Here is a 16,508-nt window from a genome sequence, read left to right on the forward strand (position 1 = left end):
CGCAATTAGTTTTTTGCGAGGATCAGAGGATCGAACCCACCACCGCGCCAGCTTTGCAGCGCCGAAGTAAAGTTCGGCCCCGGCAGCCCGTCAATCACACTGCTATATAGTCCGGCTGTTTGCAGCAGCTTTTGTACTTCCATAAGTGTGTCCCGCGTCCACTGGTCGGATGCCTGGGTCAATTGCTGGATGATGGTTCCATCATCCTCCACAGCTCCGCGCAACAAAGTGCGGGCAGCTTGCGCGGGATTTCGTGGCACGCCCCGGCCCTCGTCCAACAGAATAGCGGCAGCCAGAAAACCCTGATATTCGCCCTCACGCGCAGATTTCAGGAAATAGCCGAGCGCCTGCGGCGGAATCCCCACGATCCCGTCCTGCGCCAACACACCCAGATTGAAAGTCGCCTTGGCGGCGCCTCCGTCTGCCGCACTTTGCAGCAGGGATATCGCCCGCTGTTCGTCTTTCATAACAATCTGACCCTGGAACAAGACCACGGCCAGATTGATCATCGCGTCAAAACTGCCGCCCGCGACCGCGCGCTCATACAACTCCAGCGCCCGATCCGTGCTTTGATCCACGCCGGTACCGCTTTCATAGAGTTGCGCCAGCGATACCATCGCCCGCAAATCGCCACGCTCGGCAGCCTGTTTGTAAAGAGTGACCGCGCGGTCCACGTCGCCGCTGGCAATGGTTGCTCGGGCCAGCAGCGCGACATAGTGCGGCAAATTCGGAGATTGCACGGTTGCGGCGCTGCACGCCTGAATCGCGGTCATCGCGTTCTTTTGCAATCTGCTGAACGGAACGCCGGGGATGCTGGCCGTGCTGTCGCGCGGATGTGTCGCCAGCCGCTCGCAGATTCCGCCGGGGCTTGAATCCTCGGGGCGAGGGATCGACTGAATCAGACGCCTGGCCTGATCCGCATGAGAGCCATCCGGGTATTGTTCGATGTAGAATTCCAGCAACGGCCGCATCCGGCTGCGCTGGGCCAGTTTCCACAGCCTCTCGGCCTGCGCATCCTGATCCTCTACGGAAAGGGCGCGGGTTTGCGTTCCCTGCTGCCCTGCCTGATCCAGAAACGCCACAACCTCGCCAGCGTATGAACCCTGGGGATAGCGATCAATGTAAAGCTGCATAAGCGCGGGGTCCTGGGCGTTGGCCGCGACCTGCCAAAGCAGGGTTTCCTCGGACGCCGTTACCGGGCTGTTGTCAAACCTGAACTGGCGGGTCATCGAAGAATTGTCCCACGGAATCTGCCGACCGCCTGTCGATGCCAGAACATCCTTGCGAACTGAAATCAGCAGGTCGGAAATATCCTGCCCCGGCGTGTAGATATGGCTTAGTATCGCCTCGGTGAAAAAGCTGTTCCGCCCGGTGCCGTCATACGCAACGTTGTCCGGCTGTGTCGCATAGGCGAAAAGAAAATCGGCCGCACTGCCGACACGGGCCAGCCCATCGCCCCCCAGATCAACACCGGCATCTTCGAACGGGTTGTTGCGGCAGGCGTCGAGAAAGATCAAACGAATTCCCTTCGACTTCTCCATGCGCGTGATGAACTCGTCTATGGCGACTGTCTGCGAGACGACATCACCGATCGACGAGACCCTGGTGTCGACGGGCAACAGATAGTTGCGGCCGTCCACCTGAAAACCGTGACCGGCATAGAAAAGGAGCGAAACATCGGAATCCTCTGCCGCCGCACCGAATGATTCCGCCAAAGCCATCATCTCGTTCTGGTCGAGGTCCGTTCCAAGAAAGACCTGAAACCCCAGCCCTTCCAGCGCAATGCTTAGATCCGATGCGTCATTGATTGGATTGTCCAGTTGACCGACGGCTTCGTACGCAGAATTGCCGATAACCAGGGCTACGCGTTTTTCCGCCAGCGCCGCACAAGCGCTCAACATTACAAAAACAATAGTCGCGAACGTGCGAATAGAGATCACGGGATCTTTGCTCCGGCAGTCTTCCAACCAATAGCGCGCGGCAGGCCGAATGCGGCTCTGCCGGTTGCGACCATGACTGTTCTACCTGTTGATGTCGAGGGCTGACAAGGTCCGCTTTGAGGAGTTCTTTGCTCGCGTCGCTGATGATGTCATGATCAAAGGATGGCCGATCCCTGATCTGTTTTTAGACTGGGCCACATTCAACTCAAGCCGGATTGAGAATGCGGGCAATACGTTTCATCCCGTCACATGCGGTGCAGAGTTGTGTTCAGACCGGTCTCGCTGCCATCAGGATTGCAAATCCTACATACAACCAAAAAACGATTCAGGATGGTCCTCTGTCCTTGTATGAATGGGTCAGAGACGTGTAGTTGTTTCGCGACCCACTTCTAAACAAGACAATACAGAAAAACGGCAATGTCCCCGGGCAACAGGCATGGATCAGACAAAAGGTAAAATGGCTGCGACGACAATGGTTGGCGGAGACCATTTTTTCCTGCGCCGATGGGTCGACTATTACAGTCGGCACGTTGGCCGCGAAAATCTTTTTATCTTCAGTCACGGTGGCGATCCGGAGCACAAGAAGATCGCCGAAGGGGCAAATATCATCTATCTGCCCTATGATCCGACCCGATTCAGCTGGAACCAACGCCGATGGCAGATGATCTCGCTGTTCAACAGCGCATTCACGAACTACTACAACTGGGTGCTCAGCACCGATGTTGATGAAATCGTCGTGGTGGATCCGGATGTCTCTGACAATCTCTCCGATTACATAAACAGCTTGCCGCGAAACAAGCTGCCGCGTGTGATCACTCCGTTCGCGGTGGAAATGGTCCACAACCCGGGGCTGGAACCAGAGCCTTTGGAGGATGGCTACAATATCCTGGGCCGCCGCCGCCTGTTCCGCCTCAACGCCAACTATGCCAAGCCCTGCATCGCCAAGGGATCCGTGAGTTTCGCTCCCGGCGGCCACTATGCAAATCAGAACAAGGTTCACCTCGACCCGCATCTGTATTTGTTCCACTTGCGGTTCATCGATTTCGACATGATGTCAGAGCGTCTGGCATTGCGCCGGAAACAGCGCATCATAGCCAGTGGTGATCTCAAGGACAGCGCTCGCAAGGTCACCGGATGGGATACGGCACTGGACGAATTCCAGCATCTGAGCAAACGAGAACCGGTGGCCGAAACCATCGATTTTCCCGAAGAACGCGAAAAGATGCTGAATGGATGGCGGCAAAAAAAGGGCTCGTACTGGAGCCTTGGCGGCGGTCGCAGCAAAGAGCTGTTTCGTCTCCCCGAACGTTTCTCTCAGTTGTTTTGACCGGCCATGGCGCAAACCAAAGAAAAAACGGAAATTGTGCGACCGCCGGAAATGCCTCTGGACCGCGCCATGCCATGGCACGGAACTCCCGCCGCGGCGTTTTTCACTCCCGGGCCGGAATCTGATTTGTGGTTCGAACGCCGTTCGGACGTATTGTTTGTCACGTTCGACAACCTTGCCACAGTCGACGAACCATCTCCGCGCCCGCCATGGATGGGCTGGCGTGTCTCGGAACTGGGCCACTCCATTCTAGGGGTGCAGTCACACCGAAAAGACTGGTATCGCCACGAAACCACCGGGCCGATATTGCGGGAACTGGCGGAACGCGGGTTTTTCGGGCATTTCGGGACGGTCATCCTTATGGGGGCATCCATGGGCGGGTTTGCCGCGCTCAATTTCGCTCCGCTCATACCCGGCTCGCGCGTGCTCGCGTTCAGCCCTCAATCCACAATGAACAGGACGATTGCGCCTTACGAAAACAGGTTTCGCTACTCGGTCCGGCATTCCAACTGGGAGGGCATGCCTTTTCTCGATGCCGCCGCCGCCATACCGTATATCGACCGTGTCTCGATTCTGTACGATCCCTTTGTCCCCGAGGACAAAGCGCATGTGGCAAGGATGCGGGCGCCACATGTGCAATTGGTTCCACTGCGTCATTGCACGCACGAGGCCATCCGTGTTGTTGTACATTGCGACGCCATGCACTGGGTGATGCAGAATTTTGCGGAGACAGGTCTGGTGGGCCCAGAATTCTGGCAGAGGATGCGCCATCGCCCGATGGTCAGAAAATGGTCACGCAGGTTTGTTGAACACATCAGCGACGGGAGACATCCGAAATTGACTATCCGTGCCTGTCAGTCTCTTCTGGCGCGAAAACCGGATTTGCGTTTTGCGCGCTTGGCCTTGAAAGCGGCGGAAGAACAGATTTCTTTGGCCGAGGGTCAAGCTCATGAGTGATGATCCGGCCGAGTCCGAAAAGCGGAACATCCCGGCAGAGGGCACGATCCTGCGCGCGCGCAACGGCGATGTGATCCGGTATGATCAGACAGGCCTCGATCTGGTTCTGTCCGACCGGGTCATCGATGATATCGCCGCGCGCCTGCCCGTTCACCCATCTGCACCGGAACCGATCGGCGATAAATCAGCCGTGGACTGCCCGCCTCGGCTGAAGGGGCTGGACGTATGGGATATCGAAAAGGATGGAGAGTGGTTTCGGTTTCACGGGCGCATACCGGGGCGGCAGGGAATGCGCCGGTACCGGGTCCTGGATCACAACGACCCGGACGCCACTCCGCCTGCGATCATTGCGGAAAGCCATGCGCCGCTCAGCGGAATTCTCGGGTTTGGAGGTCAGAGATGGGCATTGGGTGTCACGCAGGCATCGGGCTTTCCCTGCCATGTGATGGCTCCAGCGGATGAAATAGGCGCTGTCGGAATGGCCGGACTGGAAAGCGCGCAAGAACGCAGTGACCTGCTGAATATTCAGGAACTGACGCGCGAAGCCTTCATGGCGGAAGCCCTGCTGGAGAATTGTCTGCGCACCTATTCCGCCCTGCCGGTGTTCATGGTCCGGACCGAGACTGACAGTTCGGCATCGCTCGGCGATCTGGCGCGGGGACGCGCCTTTGACAACCTGCTGGTCGCGGCTCAGAACCTGAACGCCTGCGCAAACCGTATGGGAACCCGCTCCGAACTGCTTGCGATCTGCCTGGATTTCGCTTTGGAGGATGTCGTCAGCGATCCCCTGCGCTATCAGACGGACATGCTGGGCCTGCTGACCAGATTGGGCGCGAATCTGGGTGCGTTGGGAATGCGCATGCCTCCGGTTTTGTCCATTTTCGACTGCGGCACGCCGCAAATCTCGGACCTGCCCGTGCTGCGCGCGCAATCGGATCTGGCCTGGATGGGTTGGCGGCATGGGCTGGTCTATGCGGCACCCGGCTATATGTTCGAGCAGGATGAATTCGCGCGCCCCACCGCCGAAGCCCTCGCTGCGATGGGCGAAATGCAGGCATCTGCGTTACAGGTGCTTGCAACCGGCGAGCGCTGGCATTGCCCAACTTTTCTTCTGGCCGAACGGGATACCGCTGATACGGTTCGTGTGCGCGCCGATGCCATGGAGGCGTTGGTCGTGGATGAAAACGATCCCTTTGACGCCGGGTCGAGCTACGGCTTCCGGCTGGACGGAGATTCCTCGGGGGCCGCGATCCTTGCCGTCGAGCGCTGCCCCGACATCCCCAGCGATATTCTCGTCCATTTCGACGCCCTGCCCCGGGATGAGCCACTCAAGCTTGTCTACGGGTTTGGCGCCCCTGCCCGGGCGATGCGCCACGGGTATCCCGCCGCGTGCGGCTCCGTTCGCGACACGTGGTCCAGACAAGGCCGCAATGGCCGCACCCTGCACCGCTGGGCATTGCCGACCGTGCTGGAAATCCACTAGGAGGGCGATAAATCCATGCTGACGCTTGATGCCGATCTGCCCGAACACTTGCTGTTGCCCGATGACACGGCCGCATACGACCTTTCGCGCGATGGCGCGATCTGGTTTGATCTGTCGAAAGACCGGCTTTCGCTGGATGCGGACACAGGCCACATCTGCGGTATTTCAGCCCGCCTCGGAGACGTACGGGCCGCGCCTACCCAGCCGAATGACGGCAATTCATTTCCCGATGCCGGCGGCGCCGGCCTTGTCTTTCAAAATCGGGTGCATTGCGGGTTCTGCTTTCGTCTGGACCGGAAAAGCCAAAGCGCGTCCTGGCTGATCCGCTATCGCCGCGCGAATGGTGAAGCCCGCACTCTTGCCACGCTGACCGGGGATGCGGAAGATGTGCCATACATTTTCCTGTCCGAACAGAATGGGACCATTCAGTTCAAGCCGGACAACAACGAAACCGGGATCGTGCTGCCGATCGATGCCGAACCGGGAGAGTGGGTCGACGTATGGGCAGGGATTGATCCGGAAGGGCTTTCTCTGGCCATGGGTTCAGACCCCGCCGCAACGGACAAACGTCAAGCGCGCTACGGCTTTTCCTTACCGGCCGAGTTTTTTGTCGGCTGCCGCAGCCATCGCGCCGGACTGCTGAAGACGCTGGGCGAAAAGACCATCAGCGATATCATCATCTGGCCGGATTTCAACATCCTTCACCAAGCCAGTTCCCTGCAAAGGGACAGAGTTCACCGGGTTCTGAATTCGATCCGCAAGAGAAAGCCATGACCTTTACAAGCGACACGATCGCGTCGGACAATATCTGCGTCATTTGGGTCGATGACATGATCGACGTCTTTACCTGGCGTGACGCGTTCGGCATCCGGATCGACACACCGAATATCGACCGGTTGATGTCGCGAGGCGTGCGTTTCACAAATGCCTACGCGACGGTGCCGCTATGCGCGCCTTGCCGCGCGGAACTGGCAACCGGGCTTTCACCATATCGGACCGGGCTTGTCGATCTCAACCGCATCTGGCGAGAGGAACTGCCGCCGCCGGTCGCGTGGCAATACGATCTGCGCCGCAAAGGGTTTCGCTGTTTCACCACGGGAAAGGTGGACGGTCATTACAAACCCATGCCGGACGCTTACCGCCACTTTCTGTTTCACGAGGAAGCCGCGGCAAAAGACACCTCCAATCGCGGTGCCCCGCATCCCTATCTGGACAAGGGTCCGGGGATCATCGGGTACAACCACCCGAACGATCAGGGCGAATGCGACAGCGGGTACTATGACTATCGGGTTGCCCAGAACGCCATCGATTATCTCGACCGCGCCGATCCGAAACGCAGACACCTGATCCAGCTTGGCTTCAAACATCCGCACTATCCGCTTGAATGCCCCGACCGGTTTTATCAGCGCTATGATGCCGCCCGGATATGCTGGCCAAAGACAGCGGCCCCCGAAGACTATTTCGGTCCGCAGCCGGGGTTTGCCGTTTATGAAGCGGCCTATATCACCAATGGCCGCTGGACACCCGAAGGGGCCGGAGACGAAGCCTGGCGGCAGGTTGTCCGCGCCTATTTTGCCGCCTGCAGTCACGTGGATCACGAAATCGGCCGTTTTCTGGAGGCGTTGGAAAACTCGCCATTGGCGGGCAATACGACTGTTGTTTTCCTGTCGGACAACGGGTTCAACCTTGGAACCCATGACAGCTTTCACAAAATGAGCCAGTGGGACAGCGCCGCCCACGTCCCCCTGAGCATCTGGAACCCCCGTATGCAGGAAGGCCGGGAAATCGAGCTGCCGGTATCGCTGCACAACTTCCCCAAAACGATCCTCGATCTTGCCGGGCTGCCGCCGCGTCCCGATTGGGTCTCGGGCCAGAGCCTTTTGCCACTGATCAGTGACAGCTTTGGAGAATACGACCGTAGCAAATCTCCGATCACCAGCGTGTTCGGAACACTCTCTGTCCGCCCTTCGGTCGAGGGCCTCGAACAATACCGCTATTTCCGGTATCCGAACGGCGAAGAGCATGTCTATGATCTCGTCACCGATCCCGGTGAAACCGACAATCTGGCGGCGAGTTCGCCAGATACCACCCCCATTGGCGAACTACGCGACGAACTTGTGCGCGGAGCGCTTGATCTCGGTCTGGATTTGCGGGGGATGGCCAACCCTGCAAACGGGATCAACGCAATGATGGCCGTGGATGGCAGCATTACGCTGGAAGGCGGTATTTCCGACAACCACTATTGGGTCTATGGCCGCGACGCCGAGAAAATCGTCGAAGAAGAGGGCGGCGGCTATGATACCCTTTGGTACATGGGCGGGCCTGACGAATATGAACTGTCGATGCCCGCGCATGTCGAAGCGGTTCGCATCGCCACGGTCGTGGCCCGGCCCGAAGGTAAACCCAAAGCTCCCCGTACAATCCGCGTCCGGGCCCACCCCGAAACGCCGCTGAAATTCGAGACATCCGAGCGAGTCGCCGTTCACGTCTGGGGCTCGAACGCGGATGATCGTATGATGGGGTCACGCTATGCGGGATCAGAGTTCCATGGCGGCGGAGGAAACGATTGCCTGGAAACTCTGCCGGTCAACAAGGCCCGAAACACATTTTTCGGCGGCGCGGGGGATGACTATCTGGCAGGCGGGTCGGGACGTGACCGGCTCTATGGCGGCCCCGGAGACGACACCATCCTTGGCCGCGCCAACAACAATCTGCTCGATGGAGGCTATGGCAATGACGATATCAAGGACGGAAACGGGAATTCATTGATTCACACCGGCCCAGGCCGCAATTCCGTTGTCAGCGCCGGCGGCAATGATCGGATTCACGCGGGCCCCGGCCATAACTTGATCACTCCGGGAACGGACGGGGCTACCGTGATCGCACCGGAATATGGCGGGGTCACGGAAATCACCCGTTGGGGCGAAAGTCTGACGCTGGATCTGAGCGATTGGCCGATGACACCGCAAATAACATCGGACGGCACCCAAACCGAATGTGTTTTGGGGGCAAGTTTTGTCAGGATCACGCATCGGCAGGGACTTGCCGTGTCCGTCAGGCAGCCGGATCAGGACAAGGTGGTGCCGAACAAATAACGGCCAGTTCACCACAACAAAATGCCTCTGACCGGAACAGCCGCCGGAAAACTCGGAACGTAATCTCTGCTGACATCAAGCAGACCGGGCGCAAAAGCTCAAATAAATCCCATCTCCTGCGCCAAGGTTTGGGGGTCCGCGGACTGCGCCAGGATCCTGCGCAGATTGGGGCCGTCGCTCCAGGGGAAAGCAGCAGTCAATGCTTCATCACATTGGTCGGTGCTGACTGTATCATCTTTGAGATGCGGATGACTTGCCAGCAACCGGCGTGGTGAAGGCGGTTTCAGGCCGGCCAACTCCTCTCCGGATTCGGCATAGCCGTTTGTATTGTTTGCCACATGCAAACTGTGATGCCAGGCATGAAAACCCGGATCCAGATAGCTGGGCAGCCACCGCCCGACCTTTCTGTGCTGGATTTGGAATGGGTTGCGGTGAAAACTCTCGTCAGTCACCAAAGCGAGACCTATCGCGATATAGGGTTTTATTCTTTCGCAGTGCCGCGCCACTTTCCCATCAATAAATCCCGAAAACCCCTTGGAAAAACTGATTGCAGTGCGCGGCGAAAGCCTGTCGCTGATTACCCGCAGGCGTTCGACATACGAAGCGGCCAGGGCATCGTCATCATCGATACGAAAATGGACTGCCTTTTGCCCTCCTTCCACGGTTTCGCGCATGAATGGCCGTAATGCATGCCCGATATCCCGCTGGTCCGTATCAATAAGACGTACAAACGAAAACGGCGCTGTCACAGTTTTCAGTCGCTGGTGATAGGCCTGGGGCATGTCCGTCGAAGTCAGAAGAACAAGCTGAAAATCTTTATCGGTTTGGGCGGCCATGCTGGGCAGCATGATATTTTCGAACAGGTGAAAGCGAACGGCCATCCGGTATGGATTCCACAGCTTTTGCTGCGCCTCTTCGACAGAGGCAATTTCCCTTCCCGTATCTGAAATACCGAACCAGGAAAAACGGCAGTGCCCGAAAATTCGCATAGGAATGAATACCTTTCGCCCCGCTAGTTGTTTCTCGGATCGCCCCTGGCCCGCAGATCACTGAGGTTTCGGCTCGACATCTGTCGGAATTATACCTACTCGTTGAGAACGGAAACCCCAACCCGACAGAATTCACGGAACCAGTGCACCCGTATGGCAAAGCGCCCTTTTCCCGACCCGACAAAGGCCGATATTGCCGTTGTCACGATGGCGTACCAGGACTATTTCTTCGTCAAGAAATGGTATGACTACTACAGCGCGCTGATTGATCCCAAACACCTTTACATTGTCAGCCACGACAACGACCCCGAACATCGCCGGTTGGCACCGGATGCAAATATCATCGGGCTTCATCGCGATCCCGGCCTGTTCCGGCTGGATCGCCGCCGCTGGTCGCTGTTGAGCCAGATCAGCAACGGCTTGCTGTTTTACTTCAACTGGGTGGTCTGCACTGATGTAGATGAAATTGTGATTGTCGACCCCGACACCAATCAGAGCCTGCCAGATTACATCATGACGCAATATGAAAGGGGCAGCACCCCCAAGTCGATTTGCCCATTGGGTTTGGAACTGATCCACAACCCCAAACATGAGCCGGAACCACTGGAGGACGACGTCCCGGTTCTGAGCCGGCGCCGGGTTTTTCGGATCAATGCAAACTATTCCAAACCCTGCATCGTCCGCTCGCCCATGCATTTCACGGTCGGCGGACACGCAAACAACCACCTTCCCCGCGTCCTTTCCGAAGACCTGTACCTGATCCACATGCGCTTCTTTGACTATGAACGCACAAAGGAACGGCTGAATTTGCGGCGCGACATGCGCGCCTCTATCGACATTGGCAACAAAGGCGCCAGCAAAAGCGGTGCTTGGTCCAAAGATCTGGAAAACTATGAGGCCATGTCTTCAAGAGAACCCGAAATGGAAACCATCGAATTCCCGGAATTTCGTGAAACGATGATCAATCGGCAAAAACTGCTGCACAACGATACCGTCGCTTTTTGGGGAGGCGGACGCACAAAAACCCTCTATCGGTTGCCCGACAGGTTCACGTCAGTTTTCTGATGAGAAAGGTGAAGGGCGCACATCGCCGGTCTGTCGCCTCGGGTCTGACATCACCTTCGGTTGTCCAGTAAAGGACTAGGAGCCATCGACCGCGCCACAATCCAAAGTTTGGCCATACCAATGCCGGCCCCGCATCTTCCAGTGAACTCCCGGTTCGGGGATTGTAACGGCTCAAGTCTAGCTGTCCGATGTCTTTGAGGAATAATAGTAGGCGATGGCCTGTGCTCTGTTCCTGACTGACAGTTTCTCATAGATATTTGACAGGTGAAACTTCACGGTGTTCGTGGATATCTGCAGATTCTTGGACAATTCGCGATTGGACATGCCCTTGGCAAGCGCCTCAAGAATGGCGCGTTCCTTGCGCGACAGGCTAAGCATCGGATTCTGCTGCATTTTGCGCACGTCGATAAAGGGAAAGACCATTTTGCCCGCCGCCACGTCGGCGCAGGTTTCAAGCAGACCCTCGACATCGCCCGAGCGGGCCGCAAATCCGGCAGCACCCGCCTGCATCGCAAGGCGCGGAACATCACCGGCTTCGTCCCCGTAGATGACGAAACGGGGCGTGTTCTCCTGTTCGCGCAGAACCTCTATAAGTTTGGCCGCGCCGAGAACCGGCAAGTCCCAGGCCACAACGCAGACCTGAACGGGCACCCGCATCACCGCGCCCAGAAAGCCCTCGGCAGTGGCCGAAGTCGCAACCAAAGAGAATCGCGGGTCACGCTCAAAGATCTCCGACATCGCCGACAAAACCAGTGGGTTGCTGTCGGCAAGCATAATGTCGACCGGGGATTGCGCAGTGTCAGCCATTTGTTTTTTCGCCCAAATTTGCGTAAACCTACCCGAAAGGATAGGTGTTCTTGCGGTATGCTACTGTATTCCGACCATTTTGGGTAGGTTTTTCCCCATCCAAATAGATATGCTAAAGCAGTAGTAAGTTACGTTGCGCTCACAGGCAAGCATCGGTTTTCTGTCAATCAACGCGATATGTGGGGTCCGGGTTCCACCCCATAGATGAGGAGGATCGCCGATGACATTCCAGAAGTTTCCACAGCTCGAAATCCCTGAGACCCTCGCAGCGGGACCGGGGCCGGGCAATACGGATGCGCGCGTTTTGCAGGCGTTCTCCAACGCCGGAGTGGCGGATCACATGCAGGGCGACGTTCTGCGTGGCATGATTGAATGCAAGCACATGCTGCGCGAGATCTGGGGCACGAACAACACCTATACATTTGCTGTGGCCGGAACTGGCTGGAGCGGGCTGGACACCATGTTTTCGGCCGTCATGCCCGGCGACAAGGTAGTTGCGTTTTCCAATGGAACCTTTTCCGGCATCGACTCTCTCACGCTCCGGATCAAGGCCGCCACGCCGCAGGAACACGCAGCCAATCCGCTGGACCCGCAGGCGGCCAGCGTGACCGTCATCGACGTTCCGCACGGCCAGCCCGTCACCGCCGAGACGGTCGAGGCCGCATTGACCGAGCACAAGCCGAAATGGGCCTTCATGGCGCATTGGGAAACCGGGTCGGGCCGTATCAACGATTTGCGCGGCTTCTCGGATTCCTGCGAACGCCACGGCGTCATGGGGCTGATCGACGCCGTTTCGTCGCTTGGGGTCGAGAATTTTCGGATCGACGACTATCCCGGCGTCGCCGGATGGGCGTCCTGCCCGCAAAAAGGCCTGTGCTGTCTGCCGCTGACCTACGCGCCCGTCAGTTTCACCGACGCCTATATTTCCTCTCTGAAAGCGACCGGCGCCTACACCTATGTTCACAACCCGATTTTCGAGGCGCGCCACTGGGGTGTTGTCGACGGTCAGGACGTCGAAAAGGGCACTTATCACCGAACCCATTCTGGTTATGCCGTTGCGGCCTTCCATGAATCGCTGCGTCTTACGTTGCAGGAAGGGTTGGCGAAACGATCGCATTCGTACCGGACCCATGAAAGCGTTCTGCGCGATGCCGTGACCGCGATGGGGTGTGAAGTCACCTCGGACATGCCAAGCCTCGTGGTGCTCAACCTGCCCCCGGAACTGGCGGGCCGCGAGATGGAACTGGTTCAGAACTGCCGCGCCCGCGGATTCGGCATCTGGCCCACGCTGAGCGCACCTGTGCAGGTTCGGATCGGTATTCTCAATCAGCTGAACCGTCAGGCCGTCAGCCGGATCGTACGCTTGTTCGCCGAAGCGCTGCGCGAGCTGGGTGGTCAGGTCGATCACGAAGCGATCGAATCATTGCTCGAAAGCCGCTACGGCACCTCGATCGCCGCTTAAACGAAAGGGATTCAAATGGATATTCACGAATATCAGGCCAAGGAAATTCTCTCGAATTTCGGTGTCGATGTTCCTTCGGGGGCACTCGCCTACAGCCCGGAACAAGCGGCGTATCGCGCGCGGGAACTGGGGGGCGACAAATGGATCGTCAAGGCGCAGATCCACGCCGGCGGCCGTGGCAAGGCCGGCGGGGTCAAGCTGTGCAGCTCGGAAAGCGAGATCTACGAGGCCTGCGACGACATGTTCGGGCGCAAGCTGGTCACGCATCAGACCGGCCCAGAGGGCAAGGGCATCTATCGCGTTTACGTGGAAAGCGCGGTGCCGATCGATCGCGAGATCTATCTGGGCTTTGTACTGGACCGCTCGAGCCAGCGCGTGATGATCGTTGCCTCGTCTGAAGGCGGGATGGAGATCGAGGAAATCTCGGCGGAACGCCCCGACAGCATCGTGCGCTCGATCGTCGAACCGGCGGTCGGGTTGCAGGAATTCCAGGCGCGAGAGATCGCGTTTGATCTGGGCCTTGAACCACGCCTGATCCAGCACATGGTCCGCACGCTGCAAGGATGCTATGCCGCGTTCAGCAAGCTTGATGCGACCATGGTCGAAATCAACCCTCTGGTCATCACCGGCGATGATCGCGTTCTGGCGCTCGACGCCAAGATGAGCTTTGACGACAACGCCCTGTTCCGGCACCCGCAAATCAGCGAGTTGCGCGACAAGTCGCAAGAGGACCCGCGCGAAAGCCGCGCGGCGGATCGTGGCCTGTCTTATGTCGGGCTCGAGGGCAACATTGGTTGCATCGTGAACGGGGCAGGTCTGGCCATGGCCACGATGGACACGATCAAACTGGCCGGTGGCGAACCTGCCAATTTTCTGGACATCGGCGGCGGCGCATCGCCCGAGCGGGTGGCCAAGGCGTTCCGTCTGGTTCTGTCGGATGACAATGTTCAGGCGGTTCTGGTCAATATCTTCGCCGGTATCAACCGCTGCGACTGGGTGGCCGAGGGTGTCGTACAGGCACTTCGCGAATTGCAGATCGATCTGCCCGTGATCGTGCGCCTTGCGGGCACGAATGTCGAGGAAGGCCAAAAAATTCTCGCCAAATCCGGCCTGCCGATCATCCGCGCAACAACCCTGATGGAAGCCGCCGAACGCGCTGTCAGCGCCTGGCAGCACGATCTGACCCAAAACACCAAGATGAGGGCCGTGTAATGAGCATTCTTCTCGATCGCGACAGTCGTGTCATTGTTCAGGGCATCACGGGCCGCATGGCGCGGCTGCACACCAAGGACATGCTGAAATACGGCACCAATGTCGTCGGCGGGGTCGTACCCGGCAAGGGCGGCGAGACCGTCGAAGGCGTGCCGGTCTTCGACACTGTCAAACAGGCCGTCAAGGCGACCGGAGCTGATGCCAGCCTGGTATTTGTGCCCCCACCGTTCGCTGCGGATTCGATCATGGAAGCGGCGGATGCCGGCATCCGCTATTGCGTTTGCATCACCGACGGTATCCCGGCCCAGGATATGATCCGCGTCAAACGCTACATGTACCGCTACCCCAGGGAAAAGCGCATGGTTCTGACCGGCCCAAACTGCGCGGGGACGATCAGCCCGGGCAAGGCGCTGCTGGGGATCATGCCCGGTCATATCTACTTGCCGGGCAACGTGGGCATCATCGGTCGTTCGGGGACGCTGGGCTATGAGGCCGCGGCACAGCTGAAAGAGCGCGGCATCGGTGTTTCGACCAGCGTCGGTATTGGCGGTGATCCGATCAACGGCTCGTCCTTCCGTGACATACTGGAACGTTTCGAACAGGACGAGGAAACCGAGGTCATCGCGATGATCGGTGAAATCGGCGGCCCTCAAGAGGCGGAAGCGGCGGAATACATCCGCGATCATGTGACTAAGCCGGTCGTGGCCTATGTGGCCGGCCTGACGGCGCCCAAGGGGCGCACCATGGGACACGCGGGCGCAATCATCTCGGCCTTTGGCGAAAGTGCTTCGGAAAAGGTCGAAATCCTCTCGGCGGCGGGTGTGACCGTTGCTGAAAATCCGGCGGTGATTGGCGAGACCATCGCCCGTGTCATGGGAAAGGCTGCGTGATGGCCAAACCGTCTGTTCTTGTCACCCGTCGTTGGCCCGCCGCCGTCGAGGCACAACTGATGGAGAATTACGACGCCGTACTGAACACCGGGGACAAACCGATGACCCCGGCGGAAATCCGCGAAGCGCTCAAGCGGTATGATGCGGTCCTGCCGACCGTGACGGACTCACTGAGCGCCGAAGCGTTGGACGTACCTGCGGCGCAGACCAGAATTCTGGCCAATTACGGCGTGGGCTACAGCCATATCTGCGAACCGGCCGCGCGTGATCTGGGGATGACGGTCACCAACACGCCGGATGTACTGTCGGAATGCACCGCCGATCTGGCCATGACGCTGTTGCTCATGGTCGCCCGGCGTGCGGGCGAAGGTGAACGCGAATTGCGCGCGGGCCAGTGGTCGGGTTGGCGTCCCACGCATCTGGTCGGCACCAAGGTCAGCGGCAAGACGCTTGGTATCATCGGATTCGGCCGGATCGGTCAGGAAATGGCGCGCCGGGCCCATCATGGGTTCGGCATGAAGATCCTGGTGCAGAACCGCAGCCCTGTATCGCCCGAGGTTCTGAACCGATGCAACGCGGTGCAAGTGGACTCGGTGGATGAACTGCTGCCGCAATGCGATTTCGTCTCGCTGCACTGTCCCGGTGGGCCGGCCAACCGACACCTGATCAATTCCCGTCGTCTGGACCTGATGAAACCCGGTGCGTTCCTGATCAACACAGCAAGGGGCGAAGTCGTGGACGAGTTCGCCCTGATCCAGGCGCTTGCATTCGATATGATCGGAGGCGCCGCGCTGGATGTCTTTGACGGAGAACCCCGGATCAGCCCGGACCTGCTGCAATGCGACAACCTTGTCATGCTGCCGCATCTTGGCAGCGCAACCCGCGAGGCGCGCGAGGCTATGGGGTTCCGCGTTCTGGACAATCTGGGCGACTTCTTTGCAGGCCGACCGCCACGCGACAGAGTAATCTGATGCAGGCAGCGCGGGATACCCGGCAAACGCAGGACGGTCTCGTGGCAAGCGAATACGGGTTCGTCGAAGTACTGTCCGGTCTCTGGCCCCGCAAGACCCGTGATCCGGGCACGCGCAGGTTCCGCCCTTACAATCCATGCATGCCATTTCGCCCGGTCCGGGCTGAACCGGCTAATCCAATTCAAGAGGTTCCAACATGAACGCCCCCCATCGCGCCAACGGATTTTTCACCCAATCTTTGTCGGATCGTGATCCTGAGCTTTATGGCTCGATCACCTCGGAACTGGGCCGCCAGCGCGACGAGATCGAG

13 protein-coding genes are annotated in these 16,508 nt (G+C 58.6%); 10 read left to right on the forward strand and 3 right to left on the reverse strand.

All coding sequences use genetic code 11. The features are described 5' to 3' along the window. Nucleotides 1-5: 5 nt before the first annotated feature. Nucleotides 6-1,940, reverse strand: coding sequence for a caspase family protein (locus ACR0AO_RS20350; RefSeq protein WP_480607762.1), 1,935 nt, complete (start codon nucleotides 1,938-1,940; stop codon nucleotides 6-8). Nucleotides 1,941-2,376: 436 nt separating this feature from the next. Here ACR0AO_RS20350 and ACR0AO_RS20355 point away from each other — a divergent pair, with 436 nt between their 5' ends. The 5 genes from ACR0AO_RS20355 (at nucleotide 2,377) to ACR0AO_RS20375 (ending at nucleotide 8,802) form a co-directional block, all read left to right on the forward strand. Beyond that, complete coding sequence (locus ACR0AO_RS20355; RefSeq protein ID WP_480607765.1) at nucleotides 2,377-3,267, forward strand: glycosyltransferase family 2 protein; 891 nt, start codon at nucleotides 2,377-2,379, stop codon at nucleotides 3,265-3,267. Nucleotides 3,268-3,639: 372 nt separating this feature from the next. Next, the gene (locus tag ACR0AO_RS20360; RefSeq protein WP_480607768.1) at nucleotides 3,640-4,224 is read left to right on the forward strand and encodes a hypothetical protein; all 585 of its coding nucleotides are present in this window, start codon (nucleotides 3,640-3,642) and stop codon (nucleotides 4,222-4,224) included. Further along, on the forward strand, nucleotides 4,217-5,707 hold the full coding sequence (locus ACR0AO_RS20365) for a hypothetical protein (protein WP_480607770.1): 1,491 nt from the start codon (nucleotides 4,217-4,219) through the stop codon (nucleotides 5,705-5,707). The genes ACR0AO_RS20360 and ACR0AO_RS20365 overlap by 8 nt, the downstream gene beginning before the upstream one ends. A 15-nt stretch (nucleotides 5,708-5,722) precedes the next feature. Then, nucleotides 5,723-6,481, forward strand: a complete 759-nt coding sequence (locus ACR0AO_RS20370) for a hypothetical protein (protein WP_480607773.1) — start codon at nucleotides 5,723-5,725, stop codon at nucleotides 6,479-6,481. Further along, nucleotides 6,478-8,802, forward strand: coding sequence for a sulfatase-like hydrolase/transferase (locus ACR0AO_RS20375; RefSeq protein WP_480607775.1), 2,325 nt, complete (start codon nucleotides 6,478-6,480; stop codon nucleotides 8,800-8,802). Before ACR0AO_RS20370 ends, ACR0AO_RS20375 begins: the two co-directional genes overlap by 4 nt. Before the next feature lie 98 nt (nucleotides 8,803-8,900). On the opposite strand, the gene ACR0AO_RS20380 is transcribed toward ACR0AO_RS20375, so the two are convergent. Continuing rightward, the gene (locus ACR0AO_RS20380) at nucleotides 8,901-9,791 is read right to left on the reverse strand and encodes a glycosyltransferase (protein WP_480607778.1); all 891 of its coding nucleotides are present in this window, start codon (nucleotides 9,789-9,791) and stop codon (nucleotides 8,901-8,903) included. A gap of 153 nt (nucleotides 9,792-9,944) precedes the next feature. Between ACR0AO_RS20380 and ACR0AO_RS20385 the strand changes: the two genes are divergently transcribed. Beyond that, entirely contained in the window at nucleotides 9,945-10,856 is a 912-nt protein-coding gene (locus tag ACR0AO_RS20385) for a glycosyltransferase family 2 protein (RefSeq protein WP_480607781.1), read from the forward strand. A 177-nt stretch (nucleotides 10,857-11,033) separates the two neighbouring features. Here the strand turns inward: ACR0AO_RS20385 and ACR0AO_RS20390 are convergent, their stop codons facing one another. Next, nucleotides 11,034-11,663 carry a response regulator transcription factor gene (locus ACR0AO_RS20390; RefSeq protein WP_480607784.1) on the reverse strand — a complete coding sequence of 210 codons (630 nt, stop codon included), beginning with the start codon at nucleotides 11,661-11,663 and terminating at the stop codon, nucleotides 11,034-11,036. 220 nt (nucleotides 11,664-11,883) lie between these two features. Between ACR0AO_RS20390 and ACR0AO_RS20395 the strand changes: the two genes are divergently transcribed. The 4 genes from ACR0AO_RS20395 to ACR0AO_RS20410 are packed head-to-tail and all read left to right on the forward strand — an operon-like array spanning nucleotide 11,884 to nucleotide 16,198. Then, entirely contained in the window at nucleotides 11,884-13,125 is a 1,242-nt protein-coding gene (locus tag ACR0AO_RS20395) for a pyridoxal-phosphate-dependent aminotransferase family protein (protein WP_480607787.1), read from the forward strand. A 15-nt stretch (nucleotides 13,126-13,140) separates the two neighbouring features. Further along, on the forward strand, nucleotides 13,141-14,337 hold the full coding sequence (locus tag ACR0AO_RS20400; RefSeq protein ID WP_480607790.1) for a malate--CoA ligase subunit beta: 1,197 nt from the start codon (nucleotides 13,141-13,143) through the stop codon (nucleotides 14,335-14,337). After that, a complete protein-coding gene (gene sucD / locus ACR0AO_RS20405; RefSeq protein ID WP_480607793.1) occupies nucleotides 14,337-15,227 on the forward strand; it encodes a succinate--CoA ligase subunit alpha in 891 nt (296 codons plus the stop codon). Before ACR0AO_RS20400 ends, sucD begins: the two co-directional genes overlap by 1 nt. Next, on the forward strand, nucleotides 15,227-16,198 hold the full coding sequence (locus tag ACR0AO_RS20410; RefSeq protein ID WP_480607796.1) for a 2-hydroxyacid dehydrogenase: 972 nt from the start codon (nucleotides 15,227-15,229) through the stop codon (nucleotides 16,196-16,198). The genes sucD and ACR0AO_RS20410 overlap by 1 nt, the downstream gene beginning before the upstream one ends. The last annotated feature ends 310 nt before the right edge of the window (nucleotides 16,199-16,508 follow it).

The sequence above is a fragment of the Ruegeria sp. AF8 genome (genome assembly GCF_056541825.1).

Coding starts and splice junctions, on each gene's coding strand:
- ACR0AO_RS20365 (WP_480607770.1), top strand. CDS start 4,217: ATGAGTGATGATCCGGCCGAGTCCGAAAAGCGGAACATCCCGGCAGAG.
- ACR0AO_RS20385 (WP_480607781.1), top strand. CDS start 9,945: ATGGCAAAGCGCCCTTTTCCCGACCCGACAAAGGCCGATATTGCCGTT.
- ACR0AO_RS20410 (WP_480607796.1), top strand. CDS start 15,227: ATGGCCAAACCGTCTGTTCTTGTCACCCGTCGTTGGCCCGCCGCCGTC.
- ACR0AO_RS20370 (WP_480607773.1), top strand. CDS start 5,723: ATGCTGACGCTTGATGCCGATCTGCCCGAACACTTGCTGTTGCCCGAT.
- ACR0AO_RS20355 (WP_480607765.1), top strand. CDS start 2,377: ATGGATCAGACAAAAGGTAAAATGGCTGCGACGACAATGGTTGGCGGA.
- ACR0AO_RS20380 (WP_480607778.1), bottom strand. CDS start 9,791: ATGCGAATTTTCGGGCACTGCCGTTTTTCCTGGTTCGGTATTTCAGAT.
- ACR0AO_RS20395 (WP_480607787.1), top strand. CDS start 11,884: ATGACATTCCAGAAGTTTCCACAGCTCGAAATCCCTGAGACCCTCGCA.
- ACR0AO_RS20360 (WP_480607768.1), top strand. CDS start 3,640: ATGGGCGGGTTTGCCGCGCTCAATTTCGCTCCGCTCATACCCGGCTCG.
- sucD (WP_480607793.1), top strand. CDS start 14,337: ATGAGCATTCTTCTCGATCGCGACAGTCGTGTCATTGTTCAGGGCATC.
- ACR0AO_RS20390 (WP_480607784.1), bottom strand. CDS start 11,663: ATGGCTGACACTGCGCAATCCCCGGTCGACATTATGCTTGCCGACAGC.
- ACR0AO_RS20400 (WP_480607790.1), top strand. CDS start 13,141: ATGGATATTCACGAATATCAGGCCAAGGAAATTCTCTCGAATTTCGGT.
- ACR0AO_RS20375 (WP_480607775.1), top strand. CDS start 6,478: ATGACCTTTACAAGCGACACGATCGCGTCGGACAATATCTGCGTCATT.